This is a genomic window from Cellulophaga sp. BC115SP, assembly GCF_009905545.1.
Classification (GTDB): Bacteria; Bacteroidota; Bacteroidia; order Cytophagales; family Spirosomataceae; genus Flectobacillus; species Flectobacillus rivi.
On sequence record NZ_JAAALB010000024.1, the window covers coordinates 46,930 to 61,460 of the forward strand.

A 14,531-nucleotide genomic window follows, 5' to 3' on the forward strand; every position below is an offset into this window, starting at 1 on the left:
TGGGTCAGTCAAAGAAGATTTAACAGACACTAATCTGCCCTCCAAAGTCGGAGTAATGTTAAAGTTAACACAATCATAAAGATGTTAAAACCCAGAACCTCAGTCTCACCACGCACCAGATGAAATACAATTGCAGAAAGCATCAACCCAAGTATACCATAGGCAGCCCATCGACTAAAATAAGGTTTTATGTTCAGAAGACTCGGCAGTATGATACCTACTGCTCCAAGTAAATCTAATAGGGCTGTTCCCCAAACTACAAGATTAGGCACTTGCGCAACCCATGGCCACATCAAAGCTAGTTGGTCAATCGGAGTTATTAATTTCATGATGCCTCCATAAGTAAGGCACAATGCCAAAAGAAATTGCAGTACCCAAGCGGATAATGTTTTGAACCTAGAATTTTGTTTGTGTGTTGTCATGGTTGTAAATTTATTTTTGCCAAAACTACCCACTTAACTTTTACAACACAGGGATACTTTCTTCGAGGTAAGCACTTACCTCGAAGAAAGTAAAACGAATCATAAACTCAAAGACGATGATAAACGGCATTGATTGTCCTAAAAATATACTTTCTATTAAGGATACCTTAGAAACCTTACAAGGCAAATGGAAGTTGTTAATTCTGTTTGCCTTAGGTGCTGAACCTAAAAGGTTTAATCAAATTGCCCAAGAAGTGAAGGGTATTTCAGATAAAGTATTGTCCAACGAGCTCAAAAGTCTTGAAACGAATACTTTAATTACTAGAACTGCCGTTGATACCTATCCACCGACGGTGGAGTATTCTATTACGCCACACGGGCAGTCGCTACAAAGGGTAGTTGAAGAGTTACATCTATGGGGTATTGAACATAGAAAGGTGATTATGGAAAAGTAAATCATATATAAAGATGTATTATCCTGTGTTTACGTATCAAACATGAGTCATCCCGAATTTAGCGATTTAGAGATTGAGCAAATGAGTGATTATGTAAAAATTTGTATTCTAGCAGTAGAGACGCAATGATTGCGTCTCAAGCCAAGTTATATCTAGCATAGTAGCATCAAAAAAGCGGTCGAAAAATATTTTTCGACCGCTTTTTTGATAAAAACTTAGAGAATAATCCCAATCCTAAAAATTCAGGACGACTGTTGTTTTTCTACAAAAAATCAAAACTGTAATGGTGGTCCTACCACCTGCATATCGTGTGCAGCGAATATCCGTGCTCCTTCTTCTGGAGTTGGTTGGGTTTTAAGCGCACCTAAAGCACGAAAAAAGTCTTCCATTTTTCCAGAGGGTTGAAACATAAAAAATAGCTTTCCTGCTGAAGAAGTTTGCGCAAAAGCATGAGGAATATTCCTCGGCAAAAATATTGTATCTCCTGCTTTTAATCTATATTGCTCCTTTCCTACCTGAAAAAGATATTCTCCTTCTACAATAAAAAATATTTCATCCTGATTGGGGTGAATATGTAGAGGAGGTCCACCTTTTTCTCTTCCAATGTACTCAAATACAGTAAGCTGCCCACTAGTATCTTTCGATGAGACCTTGATATTATTAGGACTAAGCCCAACTTGAGTGCTTTCCTGAAAACGGCTCTCGCCAGAACGAATCACAAATGGCGCTATTGGCGCTAGCTTCGTTTCGGCACTTACTTGCGTCAAAGTAGTGCCAAATACTGCTGCTGTTGAAAGAAAATTTCTGCGTTGCATAGTTGTTGGGGTAAAAGTTATAACACAAATTTGCAAGGCTGAAAATGCAATCTAGTGGTAAAAAAACGACATTTTTCTTAGTAAGTATCTGCTTGTCCAAAGCTTCTTTCAGGTGAATTTAAGTCCATCAAATGAAATTCTGTTGGCGACTTTAAAGTCAACTTTTGGTAGGTCTTTGATAAGTGTTGGTAATCATAGTACCCGCATTGAATAGCAATTGTGAGCCAATCTAATTGTGGGTATTTATTTTTCATACGAAACGCATTTTCAAACCGAATCAACGAATTATAATATTTGGCAGAAACGCCCATTCTTTCCAAGAATTTACGTTCAAATTGACGAGTACTCAAGCATGATTCATGCGCTAGCCAGTCAATATCTACTACGGTCGATTGATTTAATATATGATTGGTAATCATATCCAAACCATGACTTGGCTTAACTTTCTTGGTTAACAAACCCATCAGAAACGATTCTACAATCGTTATCATATTGGTATAATTCTGTACCTCCTGTAACCGTAAATTGACTTCTTTGATACAAAAGGGAAAAATAGCCTCAGCGTCAATGTAGGAGTTATTGAGTTCGAAAGACGGTATTCCTGTTAGACGATACAATGCTCCAGGGCGAAAAACAACCTGAAAAACCAAAAAATCTTGACCAACATAGCGATGTGTAACTTCTGTTTGCTGACCAAATACCACAGACTTAAGTTTTGATTCGGTCTTACCAGAAACAGCATACTTTACCGTTTCGGTATCTCGAGGATAGAAACTCAAACAGTGTTCAGGTTTGGGAGGATAAGGTTTGTAGGGAATAGCTTGATTTGCTGAAAAAACAAAATCTACAATGCGGAAAGTGCGGACAAATTCCTTCAAAATGGGCGATGGAGGAAATTCTAGCAAAACCATAGTCTTAATTGTGCATAAGGATTTCGATGAGAATATATTCAAAAATCATTTTTTTGCTTCTGTCACCAACCTATTCAATCTTTCTCAAAATCGTTTTATTTAATAATTATCAATAAAACGGTCAGATTCTTATACCTAATATACAGTATTTCAGCAAGAAAATGATAATTTTGACCTATTAAACGCTGATTTACATACCAACAATCGAACTTTGCACGACTTGGTTCTTCTCCTTGCAACATACTTCATGTTGTGACAGTTTTTTGTTGTATATAAAATCAGAAAAATCATGACATCTTCTTATAAAATCGCTGTTATCGGCGGAACAGGCAAATCAGGCTCTTATCTTCTCCAAGAACTTTTTTCTAATCATTTTCAAGTAAAAGTATTAGTACGAAATCCACAAAAAGTGGGTCAAATTCCTGCTGGGGCAGAAATCGTGTTAGGTGATGTGACCGATATAGACGCCATTAATCGTTTACTGAAAGGATGTACTCACGTGGTGAGTATGTTGGGCATGGGTACTCCACCTAGCGAACCCACGATTTTTGCTCAATCGACACAGCATATTTTAAGTGCTATGCAACAAGAAGGGATTCTGAGATATATCGTAACGACAGGACTAAATGTTGATACGCCGAGCGATCAAAAAAGTGAGCAAACACAATTTGGCACTCAGTGGATGAAACAAAATTTCCCAATCTCAACTGCCAACAAACAAATTGAATATGATTTACTAGTCAACGCGACGGTAGACTGGACACTGATTCGTCTTCCTTTGATTGAATTAACAGAGGAAAATGTACTTGTCCATACAGATTTGAAGGATTGTACAGGAAATAAAATTAGTGCGAAAAGCTTGGCAAAATTTGTTGTAACACAGCTTTTCTCTAAAGAATTCTCAAGACAAGCACCATTTGTATTTAATCAAGTTTAGTAATTTATTGACAAGGATTGTTTCCTATAATTTTAGAATTATAGGACAATCCTTGTCAATTCAATTCAATTCTTTTTCAAATCGTTTCAAACACCTACAAATCCCCACAAAGAAGCCTACTATCTGTACGTTCTTGTGTTAACATTTCAATTTTTCTATAAATCAATGATCGCACAAACCACAACTAGTACACCGCTAAGTGCCAAAAATCATTTTGAAGTTCTCGACGGGCTTCGAGGAATTGCCGCGATAGGAGTCGTAGTTTTTCACTTTTCAGAATGGCTATTTCCTGACTCTAGCAAAAACTTTATTGGACACGGCTTTCTAGCCGTAGATTTCTTTTTCTGTCTTTCTGGCTTTGTTATTAGTTATGCCTATGATGACAGAATCCAACAAATGAGTCTAGGGCAATTTTTTAAATTACGCCTTATCCGTCTTCACCCATTAGTTGTGATTGGCTCGCTATTAGGAATCATTTTCTGGTTTTGGGCACCCACATCTTTTGATACAAGCAAGTATTCTGTTACACAAATTATTCTGCTTTCTGTCTCATCATTATTGCTTATTCCAATGCCCACTATGGCTGACAGACTACTGAATTTATTTGGATTAAATGCGCCTTCTTGGTCACTTTTTTGGGAATATATCGCCAATATACTTTATGCGACTATTTTGCATAAATTGTCCGTTAAGGCATTAAAAATATTGCTATTTTTTGCTACGCTATTTATCGCCTACACAGCTTATTCCAAAGGCACACTAACAGGTGGCTGGGGAGGAACTACCTTTTGGGATGGCTTAGCTCGCCTTGGTTATTCGTTTATAATAGGTATTTTAATACAAAGAAAGCAGTGGATTATTCAAAATAAAATTGGATTTATTGGTCTCAGTATTATGCTATTGTGCATGATGATGATGCCGTATGTTGGGAAATATTGGGTTTCTGAATTATTGGTTGTTCTATTCTATTCGCCCTTATTAGTATCACTTGGCGCTGGAACTATTAACTACAAGGCTACTCAAAAGGTTGCAAAGTTATCAGGTGAAATCTCCTACCCTCTCTATATGTGTCACTATTGGACAAACTGGTTTTTTGCGGAATATTTAACAAAAACAAAACCCAATACCAGCGAGATTGTCCTAGTGGTCATTTTCTCAACGTTGGCATTGATACTGTTCGCGTATATCGTCATGAAGTATGTAGATAAACCTATCCGAACCTATTTATTGCAGAAATATGGAAGGTAAAGATTAATGTAGGATTGTGAGTGATGAGTTGTGATTGCCCTCAAAAGTAATATTTGGATTCAAAGGCAAAGCTAAAACTCATCACTTTAAGTTAGATCTGTTTGAGGAGGGTATTGTTCTAAGGTTAATCTGATTGTATTTTTCAAAATTTCGGATAATATGCTTAAATCAATATCAGCGATTTTTTTCACATAAATACAACCCTTTTCCATTTTGTATTTTCCTAATCGTGGCAATAGAGTAGACTCCTCTTTATTGCCACGAAAAACATACATAGAAAAGGCAGCTTTTCTTGGTGAAAATGCAATGATTGGTGCATCGCCTTCTCGCCCACTATCGTATATATAATGGTAGGTACCAAAACCAATGATGCTTGGCCCCCACATTTTTGCCTCGAAACCTGATACTTCCGACATCAAATTGATGAGTATTTTACTTTCTTCTCTTTTAGTTTCAGTATCCACAAATTCATCCAGAAATTGGTAAACACTTTTTTCGGTTTCTTGGGTTTTATTTTTTGCCATTTTTAAAGAGGTTTAAACAGCAACTGTGAAATAAAGCATTAATATACAATAATTTACATAGTAATTGAAAAATATTTTCTTCTAAATCTAATAGGTCTACAGACTACTTTTTCAAGAATACATCTTTGTCAAATCCTTGTAAATAACTAATTTTCCACTTACCATTCTCTTTTATTAATCGTACTTTATAGACAAATCCTTTTGAAAAAGTCTTGTCTCCCCAAGTCCACCATACTGTGGCAGTCGTTGGAGCTATATCCGTTTTCTTCAAGACGATTTTATCCCATGGATTATCGCTAGGGTAATCCTGACAACGACACCAAGGATTTGCATCTTCACCAAAAGGAGACATATCTCCGACCATCCATTCTTCTTTTTTCGATTTCAGTTGAGTGTCGATTCCTTTTGCTATTGCATCATAATTTTGAAGAAATTCTGTGGAGAAGTAGCCCGTATTTTGCAATGATGCCATTCTTTTCTGGTGAATTTTGTGGTCTAACCCTATAAAATGCTCTTCCTTTTTGTCACTTATAGGCTCAAAATCTACCTGCGAAGTATTTGATTCTTGCCATTTATAGGCTTTCACAAGTAGGTCTTTAATCGCCTTTTGGTCTAAAGATGTGTTGGTATTAGCACTTTTTTGTGGAGTTACTTGAGCATAAATCGAGATAGCAAAACATGCAAGAAGCACAGACAAAAAAAACGTTGAAGTTTTCATGAGCTTATGTTTATCATTTAGTTGTATGTACAAGAAAAATGGATGGTAATTTAAGGGCTAACAAATGAAATAAAAACATTTTTGTCGAGATATTTGATTCATTTTATTGTCCCAAACAGGGACAATAAAATAATAATACCTATATTTACTTAAACAAAACATTTAACTAAGAAAATTTCACCATGAAAAAAGCTTTCAAAATAATCGGTTGGACATTACTCACGATTGTTATTTTACTTGGAACAGCGATGGGACTTTTTATTTATAAAGTCAAAAATGGCTTTCCTGTATCATACGAAACCGACAAACCTACTATTGATTTTCCCAATAATCAAAAAGCAGTATTAGTCTTTTCGAAAACCACTGGTTTTAGACATTCGGCGTCCATAGATGCTTCTAAGTTAGTCCTGAAGCAATTAGCTCAAAAAAATCACTGGTTTATGTATGAAACTGAGGAGGGCGGTGTTTTTAATCCTGAGCAACTCGCAAAATTTAGTACCGTAATTTTCGACAATTCGACTGGTGAAGTAATTAATGATGAACAAAAAAGAGCCTTAGAACAATACGTCGAAAATGGCGGTGGCTTGATTGGAATTCATGGTGCTGGCGACGACTCACACCACTGGGATTGGTATGAGCAAAATTTATTGGGTGCCAAATTTTCGCATCATGCCCTTGCACAACAGTTCCAAACAGCTGAAATTCAAAAAGATAGTAAAGCAGATAGTACTGTGAGTAATGGATTACCAACTAGCTGGAAGCATGCAGATGAATGGTATGTGTTCTTTGAAAATCCTCGTGCTAAAGGCTTTAATATCATCTATTTTATGGATGGAGATAAAATTGACACTAACGGTTCAATGCCCATATTGGCTTCCGACAAAAATTTTGGTATGGGAAAAGACCATCCGTTAGCATGGTGTAAAAGTATTGGAAAAGGGAAAACATTTTACACCTCACTGGGACATAATGAGGTAGCTTGGAAAAATGAAAACTTCGTTAAACTTATCGAGAATGCAATTAGCTGGACACAAATGAAGTAGTAGAGATCAGGTCAAAACTAAGCGAGGTTTTGACCTGATCTTTTGGTAAAACTTCTTCCATTTTATTGAATAAAATCTGCCATTGATGTTTTTCCATATTAAAACCGTGATCAGTATCCATCAAAAATATAGAAGTATTCGAGTTAAATGTATATTTTCTCAAAATTTCACAACCACCATATACGTCATTTCTTCCTTGAATTATCAAAAATGGCGTACTTACCTCTGGTAGGTGTGTGTATCGCTCAGGTTCTATCCCATTCTCAGGATTCTGAAAGGGGTATCCCAAACAAATGATATGTTTTAAGGTAACACTATCTGCTATTAACGAAGCCACTCGCCCGCCCGAGGACCTCGAAATTACATATACCTTATAATTCTTACTGAGCTCTCTTATTCGACTCGCCACCCGTTGACAACGACCATTTACCGTATGGCGTTGCTCATCACTGAATTGTCGCAAGAGGTGCTGAGCATAGCGCCAGTTGACACCCGCATACAGTATTTGCAAAACACGAACCATAAGTTTATCCCAAAATTCTGAGAGTTGAAAAAAATGACTTAACGTATGTCTAAGCCACCAAATTGGTCCTCCAATTGGGTCTTCCCAAGCAATAGCTATTCCTTTTTTCTGTATATAATGCACTAGCATATAATTCAGATTTATATCTTTTTGCCAGTCATCTCGACCTAGCAATAGGATAAGGGGCGGTTTGGAGTGATGATTCGCCATTGAAGTGTATTTTCGAAGAAAATAAATGAAGATTGAGCAAAAATCAATTCAAACCACTCAAAGATTATACCAAAATTAATACACATTAGTCATCCCGAATTTTAGAATCGGGGTTATTCTTTAAGTTTTTATTAAAAAAGGGGTCGAAAAACAATTTTCGACCCCTTTTTTGATATTACCATGTTCGATATGACTCGGCTCAAGACGCAATCATTGCATCTCTACTGATAGAATATAAATTCAAAATCACCATTCACTCCCTTTCAGGATGATTCATATCTAACTTTATTTATACAACAAATACTTCTTTCTCATTTTTTTGTAATCGCTTAGTCCTGGTTCCCACGAGGCTCTGATTTCTTTTTCCGATTTTCCTTCTTTTAATTGGTTTTTAAAATCAGCAACACCTATCAAATAGTCGATATTTCCAATTTGCTTACTCATACTTCTATCAAAAAACGTATCTTTATCGGGATAGTTATTGTACAAATCTATGATCCATTTAAGGTTGATTTGACAGGTTTTTCTTAATTCTTTGGTATCATATTTTCGCAAATCTATTCCATAACATAGCTCATCCATATACAGCGGAGATTCGCTCATACCTTTGATACTAGTTGGTGTATACGAAAAATCATAAACTCCTTTATACAAAGGGCTACCCAGAATAGTAAAGGCAAAATAAGTACCACGACCATGATTCAAACGTGTACCTTCGAACAAGCATGTTGAAGGATATAACAAAATACTTTGTGGCGTATTCAAATTTGGTGATGGATTGACAGGCAAGACATATTCCATATCATGTTTGTAATTCAAAACCTTCACGATTTTGAGCTTACAGATTTTTTTCTCAGGCAACCATCCTTCTCCATTGATCATTTGAGCAAATTCTGCAATCGTCATGCCATGCGCTATAGGCACAGGAAACTGCCCGATCCCAGATTTTAGTTTCATGTCCAAAATTGGACCATCAACCAAATATCCGTTAGGATTTGGACGATCAAGAATTAGGAGCTCTTTATCAAATTCGGCACAAGATTCCATGACATCTCTGAGCACATTGATATAAGTATAAAAACGGCAGCCTACATCCTGAATGTCATAAATCATCAAGTCAACATCGGCTAAATCTTCTTTTGAAGGCTTACGTTTTTTACCATACAAAGAGATAATTTGAATCCCAGTGGCAGCGTCTTTTTCATCCGAAACCTTTGTCCCATTGCTGGCATTTCCTCTAAATCCATGTTCTGGCCCGAATACTTTTACGATATTGATACCACGAGATAAAAGACTATCCACTAAGTGTTTTTTGCCAATAATCGTGGTAGGATTTGCCAAAATTCCAATTCTTTTACCTTTTAGATACTCGAAATATTGGTCTGTCTGGTCGGCACCAGTTACTATTGTTTTGGGTGTTTTGGATGTTGGCTCGTTTGAGGCAAATAATGCCGACGAACCAAGCATAAGCAATACTGAAAGTAAAAATTTCATAGGCTTTCGGATGAAGTAAAATGAAAAATTGAAATTGGGTTTATGAACAAGTACATTTAAAAAGGTTGATATTTTAGAATGAACTAAATTGCCATTCGCAGCTTCTTACTTTTCTTGTCTTAACACAAGAAAAGTAACAAAAGAAAGTCAAGAAATCCTAAACTCGCCTGCGGCTCAAACAGTAGGATTTCATAAAATCAATCACACAAAAAACACAAGACTCTAATTATTAATCACTTATAAAAATCAAAGATATTATTAGTTTCAAACATACGAAGATAAATAAAAATCACTATCCCTTTCTAAGGTTTATCTCTTCCGATAAATCTTTCATTTCCTAATAAAAACTGAATGGCTCTAGCGATATTTCTCTCTCTACTTTCTTCTGATTTTAGGTTTGCAATATATCTTACGATTTCCTTTTGAACCGATGGTGTAAGTTTTTCAAACACTTGCAGGGCTTCAACATTTGAATTTAAAGCTTGCTGTAAATTGGGATGAATAGCTATTTCTCGGTTTTCATTATCAAATGTAATCTCAACTTCTAATATTTCTCCTATCCTTTTGGGAGAGTTTTTCAACATCACAGTATTAATATAAAAACGCCATTCACCAGCATATTTTACTAAAGTCTGTCGAAACTCCTGTTGATTTACTGTTCCACAAACGGGAATTGGCCCTTTATCTTTTTTTGCAAGTTCAAAAATAGATTCCAATATTTCTTGTGGAATTTCTAGATATGGATTCACTCCAATTATTTTGAGTTCTCCCGAAAATGAAAACCTCTTTGATGTCATAATCGCTGAAATTTAATCAAAAGCAGTATTAAGTTCTGCAAGAAAAAGATTGACATTTTGTTTTATCGAACGTACTACTGACTGAAACTGATTAATCATCTGGCTTCGTGCGTGGAGGTCATCCGCAAAGTAAATACCCCCTTTTGAAAAATTCACCGATTTGTTAGCGTTAATCATGTTTTCGTCAAATTGGTACATCAACCACCTTTCCTTTGTGTTCTGTAATAAGGTTGTTTTGCCTGAATTACTAAACTTTGGTTCGGTAAGCATATACCATACAAATGACGATATTTCATGCTCGTTTTGATTCAGCCAAACATTACGTAATAAATTTCGACTAGTATTAATTTCGACCTTTTTTCCCTTTGGATTTAAAGTCGCAAACCCAAGACTTGCTCCTAACACACCTGCTCCAATCGCTACGCCATTGTTCAGTGATTCATTCGAAATTAACACGGTAGCAATACTCGATGCGGCACCAATTACGATAGAAGCAACCGTAAACTTGGTGGTTTTACTCGAATTGGCATTATCCACAAAATTGGCAATTTGGTCAATCCGCTCACCTTCGCAATCAAGCTCGGCGCTGAGAGCATCTATTTCAGAATTCGCCATCCACACACGATTATCAATTTGTTGTTTAAGCGTATTTAAACGAACCATCGATTCGAGGCTTTTTTTGTTGGGTTTGTTGACTATTTCATGAACCTCATCATTAATTCTTAACGCATTCATGATAAGAATACTTGCCTCTGAAAACTTAGGTTTGAGGGCAGTATTGGCTTTCAGCACTGAATCTGAATTGGTGGTAATACCATACCTAAAATCAGTGGTATTCTGGGGAGGAATACAATAGCTTTCTTTGGCAATAGACAATAGGGTTGTATTTTTCTGAACAGCACAAGAAAAGTTCAGAAAAATCAAACTCAGACACCCAATGACTCGAAGGTTAGATAAGGTTTTCATTCCAAAAAGACTTCATAGTGAGAATATTATTCAACATATGAGGCTAAATATAGACAAAAAATAAAGGGCTTGCATCTAGATACAAGCCCTTTATTTTTTAAAATTATAACTTATTTCTTGCCAGTTAACCAAGTTTCAGAGGTTGTTCCCCCAGCAGACTCTTTAGAATAAATAAGTAAATCCGTTGATGTCAACGTTTGTAATTCTCCTTCTGTCACCTCAGTCTTGTCTTCAGAAGTAATTGTAATTTTTGTACCGCTTACTTTGTAAGTAAACTTTTCGGTTGTTAGAGGTTGTCCATCCATTGCCGATGATGAAATCCCTGTACCATCTGCATTGAATTGCATATAACTACTTGCACTTAAAGCAACAGTAATATCCATATTCATCGCTCCTGTTACTTTGCTACGAAGTTTGGTGAGTGACCATTTGCCAACAACACCTGCAGGAGTAGCATCATCGTTTTTCTTACAAGATGTAACGAACAAAAGAAAAAGAACTGGTAAAATTAATTTGATTTTCATAAAAATTTATTTATTGAACATTAGATAGAAATTACAAGTGTAAAATATATTTTCTCAATTAATCCTTCAAAAAGCGCTTTTACATAAGCAGATTTGTCAAGGTTTTTTTTAGAGACATCAAAATTAATATAAATTATGACACAAAAACATTAAACTTATTAAACGGACTTTTTATCGTATAATTTGCTATTTTACTTTAAATACAAACTCCCAAGTCCTCACTGAGTTTGATGTGAGTACCTTTGGAACATAGTTCTCACGAGGCTTTCCGTTGACATGGTAAAGTCTTTCTGTAGGAATTTGAAAATTGATATTTGTCTCTTTCAAGTTAAAGCCCTCAATGGCACCTAGTAAACCTGCCATTTTAGTTCCTACGACTACTGGCTTTTTGAAAGAGTCAAAACCAATCGCCATCCCTTCGCCCATGCTTCCTGTCCAATGACCTACCATAACAACTAGTTTTCCTTTAAAAATTTTCTTACGTGGATACACATACTCTATCCAATGGCGTTTGGTGTCGAAGTCTTTTTCATCATATTCATGCTGTTGATATGGCATAGGATGGTCAATAAATCTTCCCATGATAGCTCGTGCAACCGTGGAGTTGCCTCCGCTAGGCGTGTCTGTCAAGTCGAGTATTAAAATAGGAAAATAAATTAAAGAATCAAGCGCTTGGTCAAATGTGTTGATTAAGTCATTGTTCCATAAACAGTTATTGATTTTGAGATAAGCCTTATTTTTAGACAATAATTTTACTTCCATCAAGGGTTTAGCGTTATCAGAAAATGGCTTCTTATCCAATTCAATCACTTGGGGATGTCCTTCAAAAATAGTTTCTATCACTCTTGGTTTGTCATGCGTACCTGCAAACAACATATCCAAGGCAAACTGTTTCATGCCATTAGTGTAATGCTGAGTAAATTTTGGAAGAAACACCGCCAATTGTTTTCGTACAGAATCGCCATTGAATTTGATAATTTCAGCACCTATTTTCAGCCCAGCTTTTTCAGCATTACTTCCTGTTTTTATATCCGAAACCAAAAATTTACCCGCTTTTTCTTCTACATAAATATCTTGTCCAGAAGGTACAAGTCGATTAGAAGACTTCAGATTAACATTCAAAGAGGAATGCCCATTATGAAGTTCAATCAGCATATTTTCTAACAGTCTAATAAAGTCTTGATTAGTGTTGATTGCCGCAACTTGGGGTTTATATAGCTCTTTTACCTTATTCCAATCAATTTGTTGTTGGGGCAAATAAGCATAATGTTGGTCGATGGTATCCCAGAAAGTATCAAAATCTTTTTGGTATTTACTTTGAGCGTTTGTATTAAAACAAGAAAGGATGAAGAGGATAAGACAGTAAAAAGGTTTCATATATGATTTTTTTAGGCTAAAATAGTCCTTGCTTCCCTTTTGTCATTCGAACATTTTACCAAAGGTAGAATTTCATGGAAAAGCGGTTGAGAATTTATAGCAAAAAAAAGTGTCAGATTTCTCTGACACGATCTGTTTAATTATTGGTTAAAAAGCTCTTTTATGAGAAGTCCGAAACCACTCCACTGACAACTCCCATCTAATTTTTGAAGATTATATGCTCGAGATTTCAGATAATAAGTTTCGGTGGTCGAGCATCCTACATCTTTAGCTCTCGAAAGGCTTGATAAAAAATTCTTGAAAAAATCAATATTAGCCTCATTCATTATATGTGTAGATATTAGCTCACCATTATTGATCGTAGATGGAGCTCTCGCCATAAATGGCTGTGGACTCATCGATGGATTCATATAATATCTGGATACTAAAGTTCCATTTTCCTTAGTAATCAAAACAAGACGATTGAAATTAGTAAAGCAATTGCTTGTATTGACCAGCACCGAAAACGATTCTCCCTCTGCTAAGTCTAATAATGGATTGGTAGATGAGGTGGCAATTGTATCAGTAGAAAAACTAGTTTGACAGGCTTGCCTCGAACGAAAATTTGATGCGATTGTGTCTTGAAGGTTTAAAACCCAAATGCAAATAATAGCTAACGAGTAGCGAATAAGTGGAGTCTTTATCATATTGAACTATTTTTTTGACAAAGACTCCGTAATTTTTCAAATGTTGCAAGCAAGGCAACTTTTTTATTCTTTTACTGAAAAAGTTTGTAATTCTCCATAGGTTTGAAAACCTAATTTTGCATAAATCGGCTCACCCATAACTGAGGCATTTAAAACAGCGATAGAGCATCCTTCGTTTTGGGCTTGAGTCAACAAACGTTCTGTAATTTTACGTCCTATTCCTTTGTTCCTACCAGCGGGAAGTGTGCCAATCGTATGTAAACCTGCCACCTTGTTGGAGTCAACAAAAAGAGTTCCACAACCCAAAATCTCCCCTTCTTCAGCATACACAAACGCTTTTACTTGATCCGACTGGTGCAATGCATTCGCAAATACATCGGCGTTGAAATGGTATTTAAAAGCTACAGTAGCCACATGCGCATACGCCAAAATCTCCTCTGTATCCACAACTTGATGAATTTCAGGTGTTTCTTCAAAAGGAAACTGAGCATCCTCTAAAGACATTGCCATATTCTGTAGACGAAAATTAAATAGGAATCGCTCGTCATGCTGAATGGCATGAGAACCCGATGTGGCTATTCTTGCAGGAAAATTATCAGTTGGTAACAACTCCACAATGGCATTCAAGGCTTCGGCAGAGTTTTCGAGCTCGAAAACTCGTTTGGGCCAATCAGAGTTTTGAATAGGGCTGTATTTGAAATAGGGCGTTTGTCTGAGCGACTGATTCAAACTACCTACCAAAGTCCAATATTCGAATAGATTTTTAACAATAATATCGTTCATAAAAGCTAAAGAGGATGTTTAATATTTGGGAACAATCTTTTCCTAAATCTAGGAATAATGATAACTTTATTTTCAAAAGAATGATTCCCTTTCGCTTT

The 14,531-nt window shown here is 36.0% G+C and carries 17 protein-coding genes; 4 read left to right on the forward strand and 13 right to left on the reverse strand.

From position 1 onward, the window contains the following. Nucleotides 1-29: 29 nt before the first annotated feature. Nucleotides 30-422, reverse strand: a complete 393-nt coding sequence (locus GVN22_RS17045; protein ID WP_166552217.1) for a DoxX family protein — start codon at nucleotides 420-422, stop codon at nucleotides 30-32. A 116-nt stretch (nucleotides 423-538) separates the two neighbouring features. Between GVN22_RS17045 and GVN22_RS17050 the strand changes: the two genes are divergently transcribed. Next, complete coding sequence (locus GVN22_RS17050; protein WP_166552218.1) at nucleotides 539-877, forward strand: helix-turn-helix domain-containing protein; 339 nt, start codon at nucleotides 539-541, stop codon at nucleotides 875-877. Nucleotides 878-1,149: 272 nt separating this feature from the next. Here the strand turns inward: GVN22_RS17050 and GVN22_RS17055 are convergent, their stop codons facing one another. Both GVN22_RS17055 and GVN22_RS17060 read right to left on the reverse strand, forming a co-directional pair. Next, a complete protein-coding gene (locus tag GVN22_RS17055) occupies nucleotides 1,150-1,692 on the reverse strand; it encodes a cupin domain-containing protein (protein WP_166552219.1) in 543 nt (180 codons plus the stop codon). Between the two features lie 77 nt (nucleotides 1,693-1,769). Continuing rightward, on the reverse strand, nucleotides 1,770-2,603 hold the full coding sequence (locus GVN22_RS17060) for an AraC family transcriptional regulator (protein ID WP_166552220.1): 834 nt from the start codon (nucleotides 2,601-2,603) through the stop codon (nucleotides 1,770-1,772). Nucleotides 2,604-2,892: 289 nt separating this feature from the next. On the opposite strand from GVN22_RS17060, the gene GVN22_RS17065 reads away from it, so the two are divergent. Both GVN22_RS17065 and GVN22_RS17070 read left to right on the forward strand, forming a co-directional pair. Next, entirely contained in the window at nucleotides 2,893-3,540 is a 648-nt protein-coding gene (locus GVN22_RS17065; RefSeq protein WP_166552221.1) for an NAD(P)-dependent oxidoreductase, read from the forward strand. Nucleotides 3,541-3,705: 165 nt separating this feature from the next. Then, complete coding sequence (locus tag GVN22_RS17070; protein ID WP_166552222.1) at nucleotides 3,706-4,788, forward strand: acyltransferase; 1,083 nt, start codon at nucleotides 3,706-3,708, stop codon at nucleotides 4,786-4,788. 86 nt (nucleotides 4,789-4,874) lie between these two features. On the opposite strand, the gene GVN22_RS17075 is transcribed toward GVN22_RS17070, so the two are convergent. Beyond that, nucleotides 4,875-5,312: a DUF1801 domain-containing protein gene (locus GVN22_RS17075; protein WP_166552223.1), complete on the reverse strand. Its 438-nt coding sequence runs from the start codon at nucleotides 5,310-5,312 to the stop codon at nucleotides 4,875-4,877. A gap of 103 nt (nucleotides 5,313-5,415) precedes the next feature. Beyond that, nucleotides 5,416-6,030, reverse strand: a complete 615-nt coding sequence (locus tag GVN22_RS17080) for a DUF3828 domain-containing protein (protein WP_166552224.1) — start codon at nucleotides 6,028-6,030, stop codon at nucleotides 5,416-5,418. Between the two features lie 182 nt (nucleotides 6,031-6,212). On the opposite strand from GVN22_RS17080, the gene GVN22_RS17085 reads away from it, so the two are divergent. Next, nucleotides 6,213-7,073: a ThuA domain-containing protein gene (locus tag GVN22_RS17085; RefSeq protein WP_166552225.1), complete on the forward strand. Its 861-nt coding sequence runs from the start codon at nucleotides 6,213-6,215 to the stop codon at nucleotides 7,071-7,073. On the opposite strand, the gene GVN22_RS17090 is transcribed toward GVN22_RS17085, so the two are convergent. The 8 genes from GVN22_RS17090 to GVN22_RS17125 form a co-directional block, all read right to left on the reverse strand. Beyond that, nucleotides 7,051-7,806 carry an alpha/beta family hydrolase gene (locus GVN22_RS17090; RefSeq protein ID WP_166552226.1) on the reverse strand — a complete coding sequence of 252 codons (756 nt, stop codon included), beginning with the start codon at nucleotides 7,804-7,806 and terminating at the stop codon, nucleotides 7,051-7,053. The two genes, GVN22_RS17085 and GVN22_RS17090, sit on opposite strands and share 23 nt — an antisense overlap. Before the next feature lie 285 nt (nucleotides 7,807-8,091). Then, on the reverse strand, nucleotides 8,092-9,300 hold the full coding sequence (locus GVN22_RS17095; protein WP_166552227.1) for an exo-beta-N-acetylmuramidase NamZ domain-containing protein: 1,209 nt from the start codon (nucleotides 9,298-9,300) through the stop codon (nucleotides 8,092-8,094). 302 nt (nucleotides 9,301-9,602) lie between these two features. After that, nucleotides 9,603-10,049, reverse strand: a complete 447-nt coding sequence (locus GVN22_RS17100; protein ID WP_370520430.1) for a YdeI/OmpD-associated family protein — start codon at nucleotides 10,047-10,049, stop codon at nucleotides 9,603-9,605. A gap of 60 nt (nucleotides 10,050-10,109) precedes the next feature. Further along, a complete protein-coding gene (locus GVN22_RS17105; protein WP_166552228.1) occupies nucleotides 10,110-11,063 on the reverse strand; it encodes a hypothetical protein in 954 nt (317 codons plus the stop codon). A 110-nt stretch (nucleotides 11,064-11,173) separates the two neighbouring features. Then, nucleotides 11,174-11,587, reverse strand: coding sequence for a lipocalin family protein (locus GVN22_RS17110; protein WP_166552229.1), 414 nt, complete (start codon nucleotides 11,585-11,587; stop codon nucleotides 11,174-11,176). A gap of 186 nt (nucleotides 11,588-11,773) precedes the next feature. Next, on the reverse strand, nucleotides 11,774-12,964 hold the full coding sequence (locus tag GVN22_RS17115; protein ID WP_166552230.1) for a S41 family peptidase: 1,191 nt from the start codon (nucleotides 12,962-12,964) through the stop codon (nucleotides 11,774-11,776). A 140-nt stretch (nucleotides 12,965-13,104) separates the two neighbouring features. After that, nucleotides 13,105-13,650, reverse strand: coding sequence for a hypothetical protein (locus GVN22_RS17120; protein WP_166552231.1), 546 nt, complete (start codon nucleotides 13,648-13,650; stop codon nucleotides 13,105-13,107). A 63-nt stretch (nucleotides 13,651-13,713) separates the two neighbouring features. Continuing rightward, nucleotides 13,714-14,433, reverse strand: a complete 720-nt coding sequence (locus tag GVN22_RS17125; protein WP_166552232.1) for a GNAT family N-acetyltransferase — start codon at nucleotides 14,431-14,433, stop codon at nucleotides 13,714-13,716. Nucleotides 14,434-14,531: the final 98 nt, after the last annotated feature.

Excerpts from the sequence above, each read along its gene's own strand:
- GVN22_RS17125 (WP_166552232.1), bottom strand. The coding sequence starts at position 14,433 with ATGAACGATATTATTGTTAAAAATCTATTCGAATATTGGACTTTGGTA.
- GVN22_RS17095 (WP_166552227.1), bottom strand. The coding sequence starts at position 9,300 with ATGAAATTTTTACTTTCAGTATTGCTTATGCTTGGTTCGTCGGCATTA.
- GVN22_RS17080 (WP_166552224.1), bottom strand. The coding sequence starts at position 6,030 with ATGAAAACTTCAACGTTTTTTTTGTCTGTGCTTCTTGCATGTTTTGCT.
- GVN22_RS17075 (WP_166552223.1), bottom strand. The coding sequence starts at position 5,312 with ATGGCAAAAAATAAAACCCAAGAAACCGAAAAAAGTGTTTACCAATTT.
- GVN22_RS17060 (WP_166552220.1), bottom strand. The coding sequence starts at position 2,603 with ATGGTTTTGCTAGAATTTCCTCCATCGCCCATTTTGAAGGAATTTGTC.
- GVN22_RS17050 (WP_166552218.1), top strand. The coding sequence starts at position 539 with ATGATAAACGGCATTGATTGTCCTAAAAATATACTTTCTATTAAGGAT.
- GVN22_RS17055 (WP_166552219.1), bottom strand. The coding sequence starts at position 1,692 with ATGCAACGCAGAAATTTTCTTTCAACAGCAGCAGTATTTGGCACTACT.
- GVN22_RS17085 (WP_166552225.1), top strand. The coding sequence starts at position 6,213 with ATGAAAAAAGCTTTCAAAATAATCGGTTGGACATTACTCACGATTGTT.
- GVN22_RS17105 (WP_166552228.1), bottom strand. The coding sequence starts at position 11,063 with ATGAAAACCTTATCTAACCTTCGAGTCATTGGGTGTCTGAGTTTGATT.
- GVN22_RS17110 (WP_166552229.1), bottom strand. The coding sequence starts at position 11,587 with ATGAAAATCAAATTAATTTTACCAGTTCTTTTTCTTTTGTTCGTTACA.
- GVN22_RS17090 (WP_166552226.1), bottom strand. The coding sequence starts at position 7,806 with ATGGCGAATCATCACTCCAAACCGCCCCTTATCCTATTGCTAGGTCGA.
- GVN22_RS17065 (WP_166552221.1), top strand. The coding sequence starts at position 2,893 with ATGACATCTTCTTATAAAATCGCTGTTATCGGCGGAACAGGCAAATCA.
- GVN22_RS17120 (WP_166552231.1), bottom strand. The coding sequence starts at position 13,650 with ATGATAAAGACTCCACTTATTCGCTACTCGTTAGCTATTATTTGCATT.
- GVN22_RS17045 (WP_166552217.1), bottom strand. The coding sequence starts at position 422 with ATGACAACACACAAACAAAATTCTAGGTTCAAAACATTATCCGCTTGG.
- GVN22_RS17070 (WP_166552222.1), top strand. The coding sequence starts at position 3,706 with ATGATCGCACAAACCACAACTAGTACACCGCTAAGTGCCAAAAATCAT.
- GVN22_RS17115 (WP_166552230.1), bottom strand. The coding sequence starts at position 12,964 with ATGAAACCTTTTTACTGTCTTATCCTCTTCATCCTTTCTTGTTTTAAT.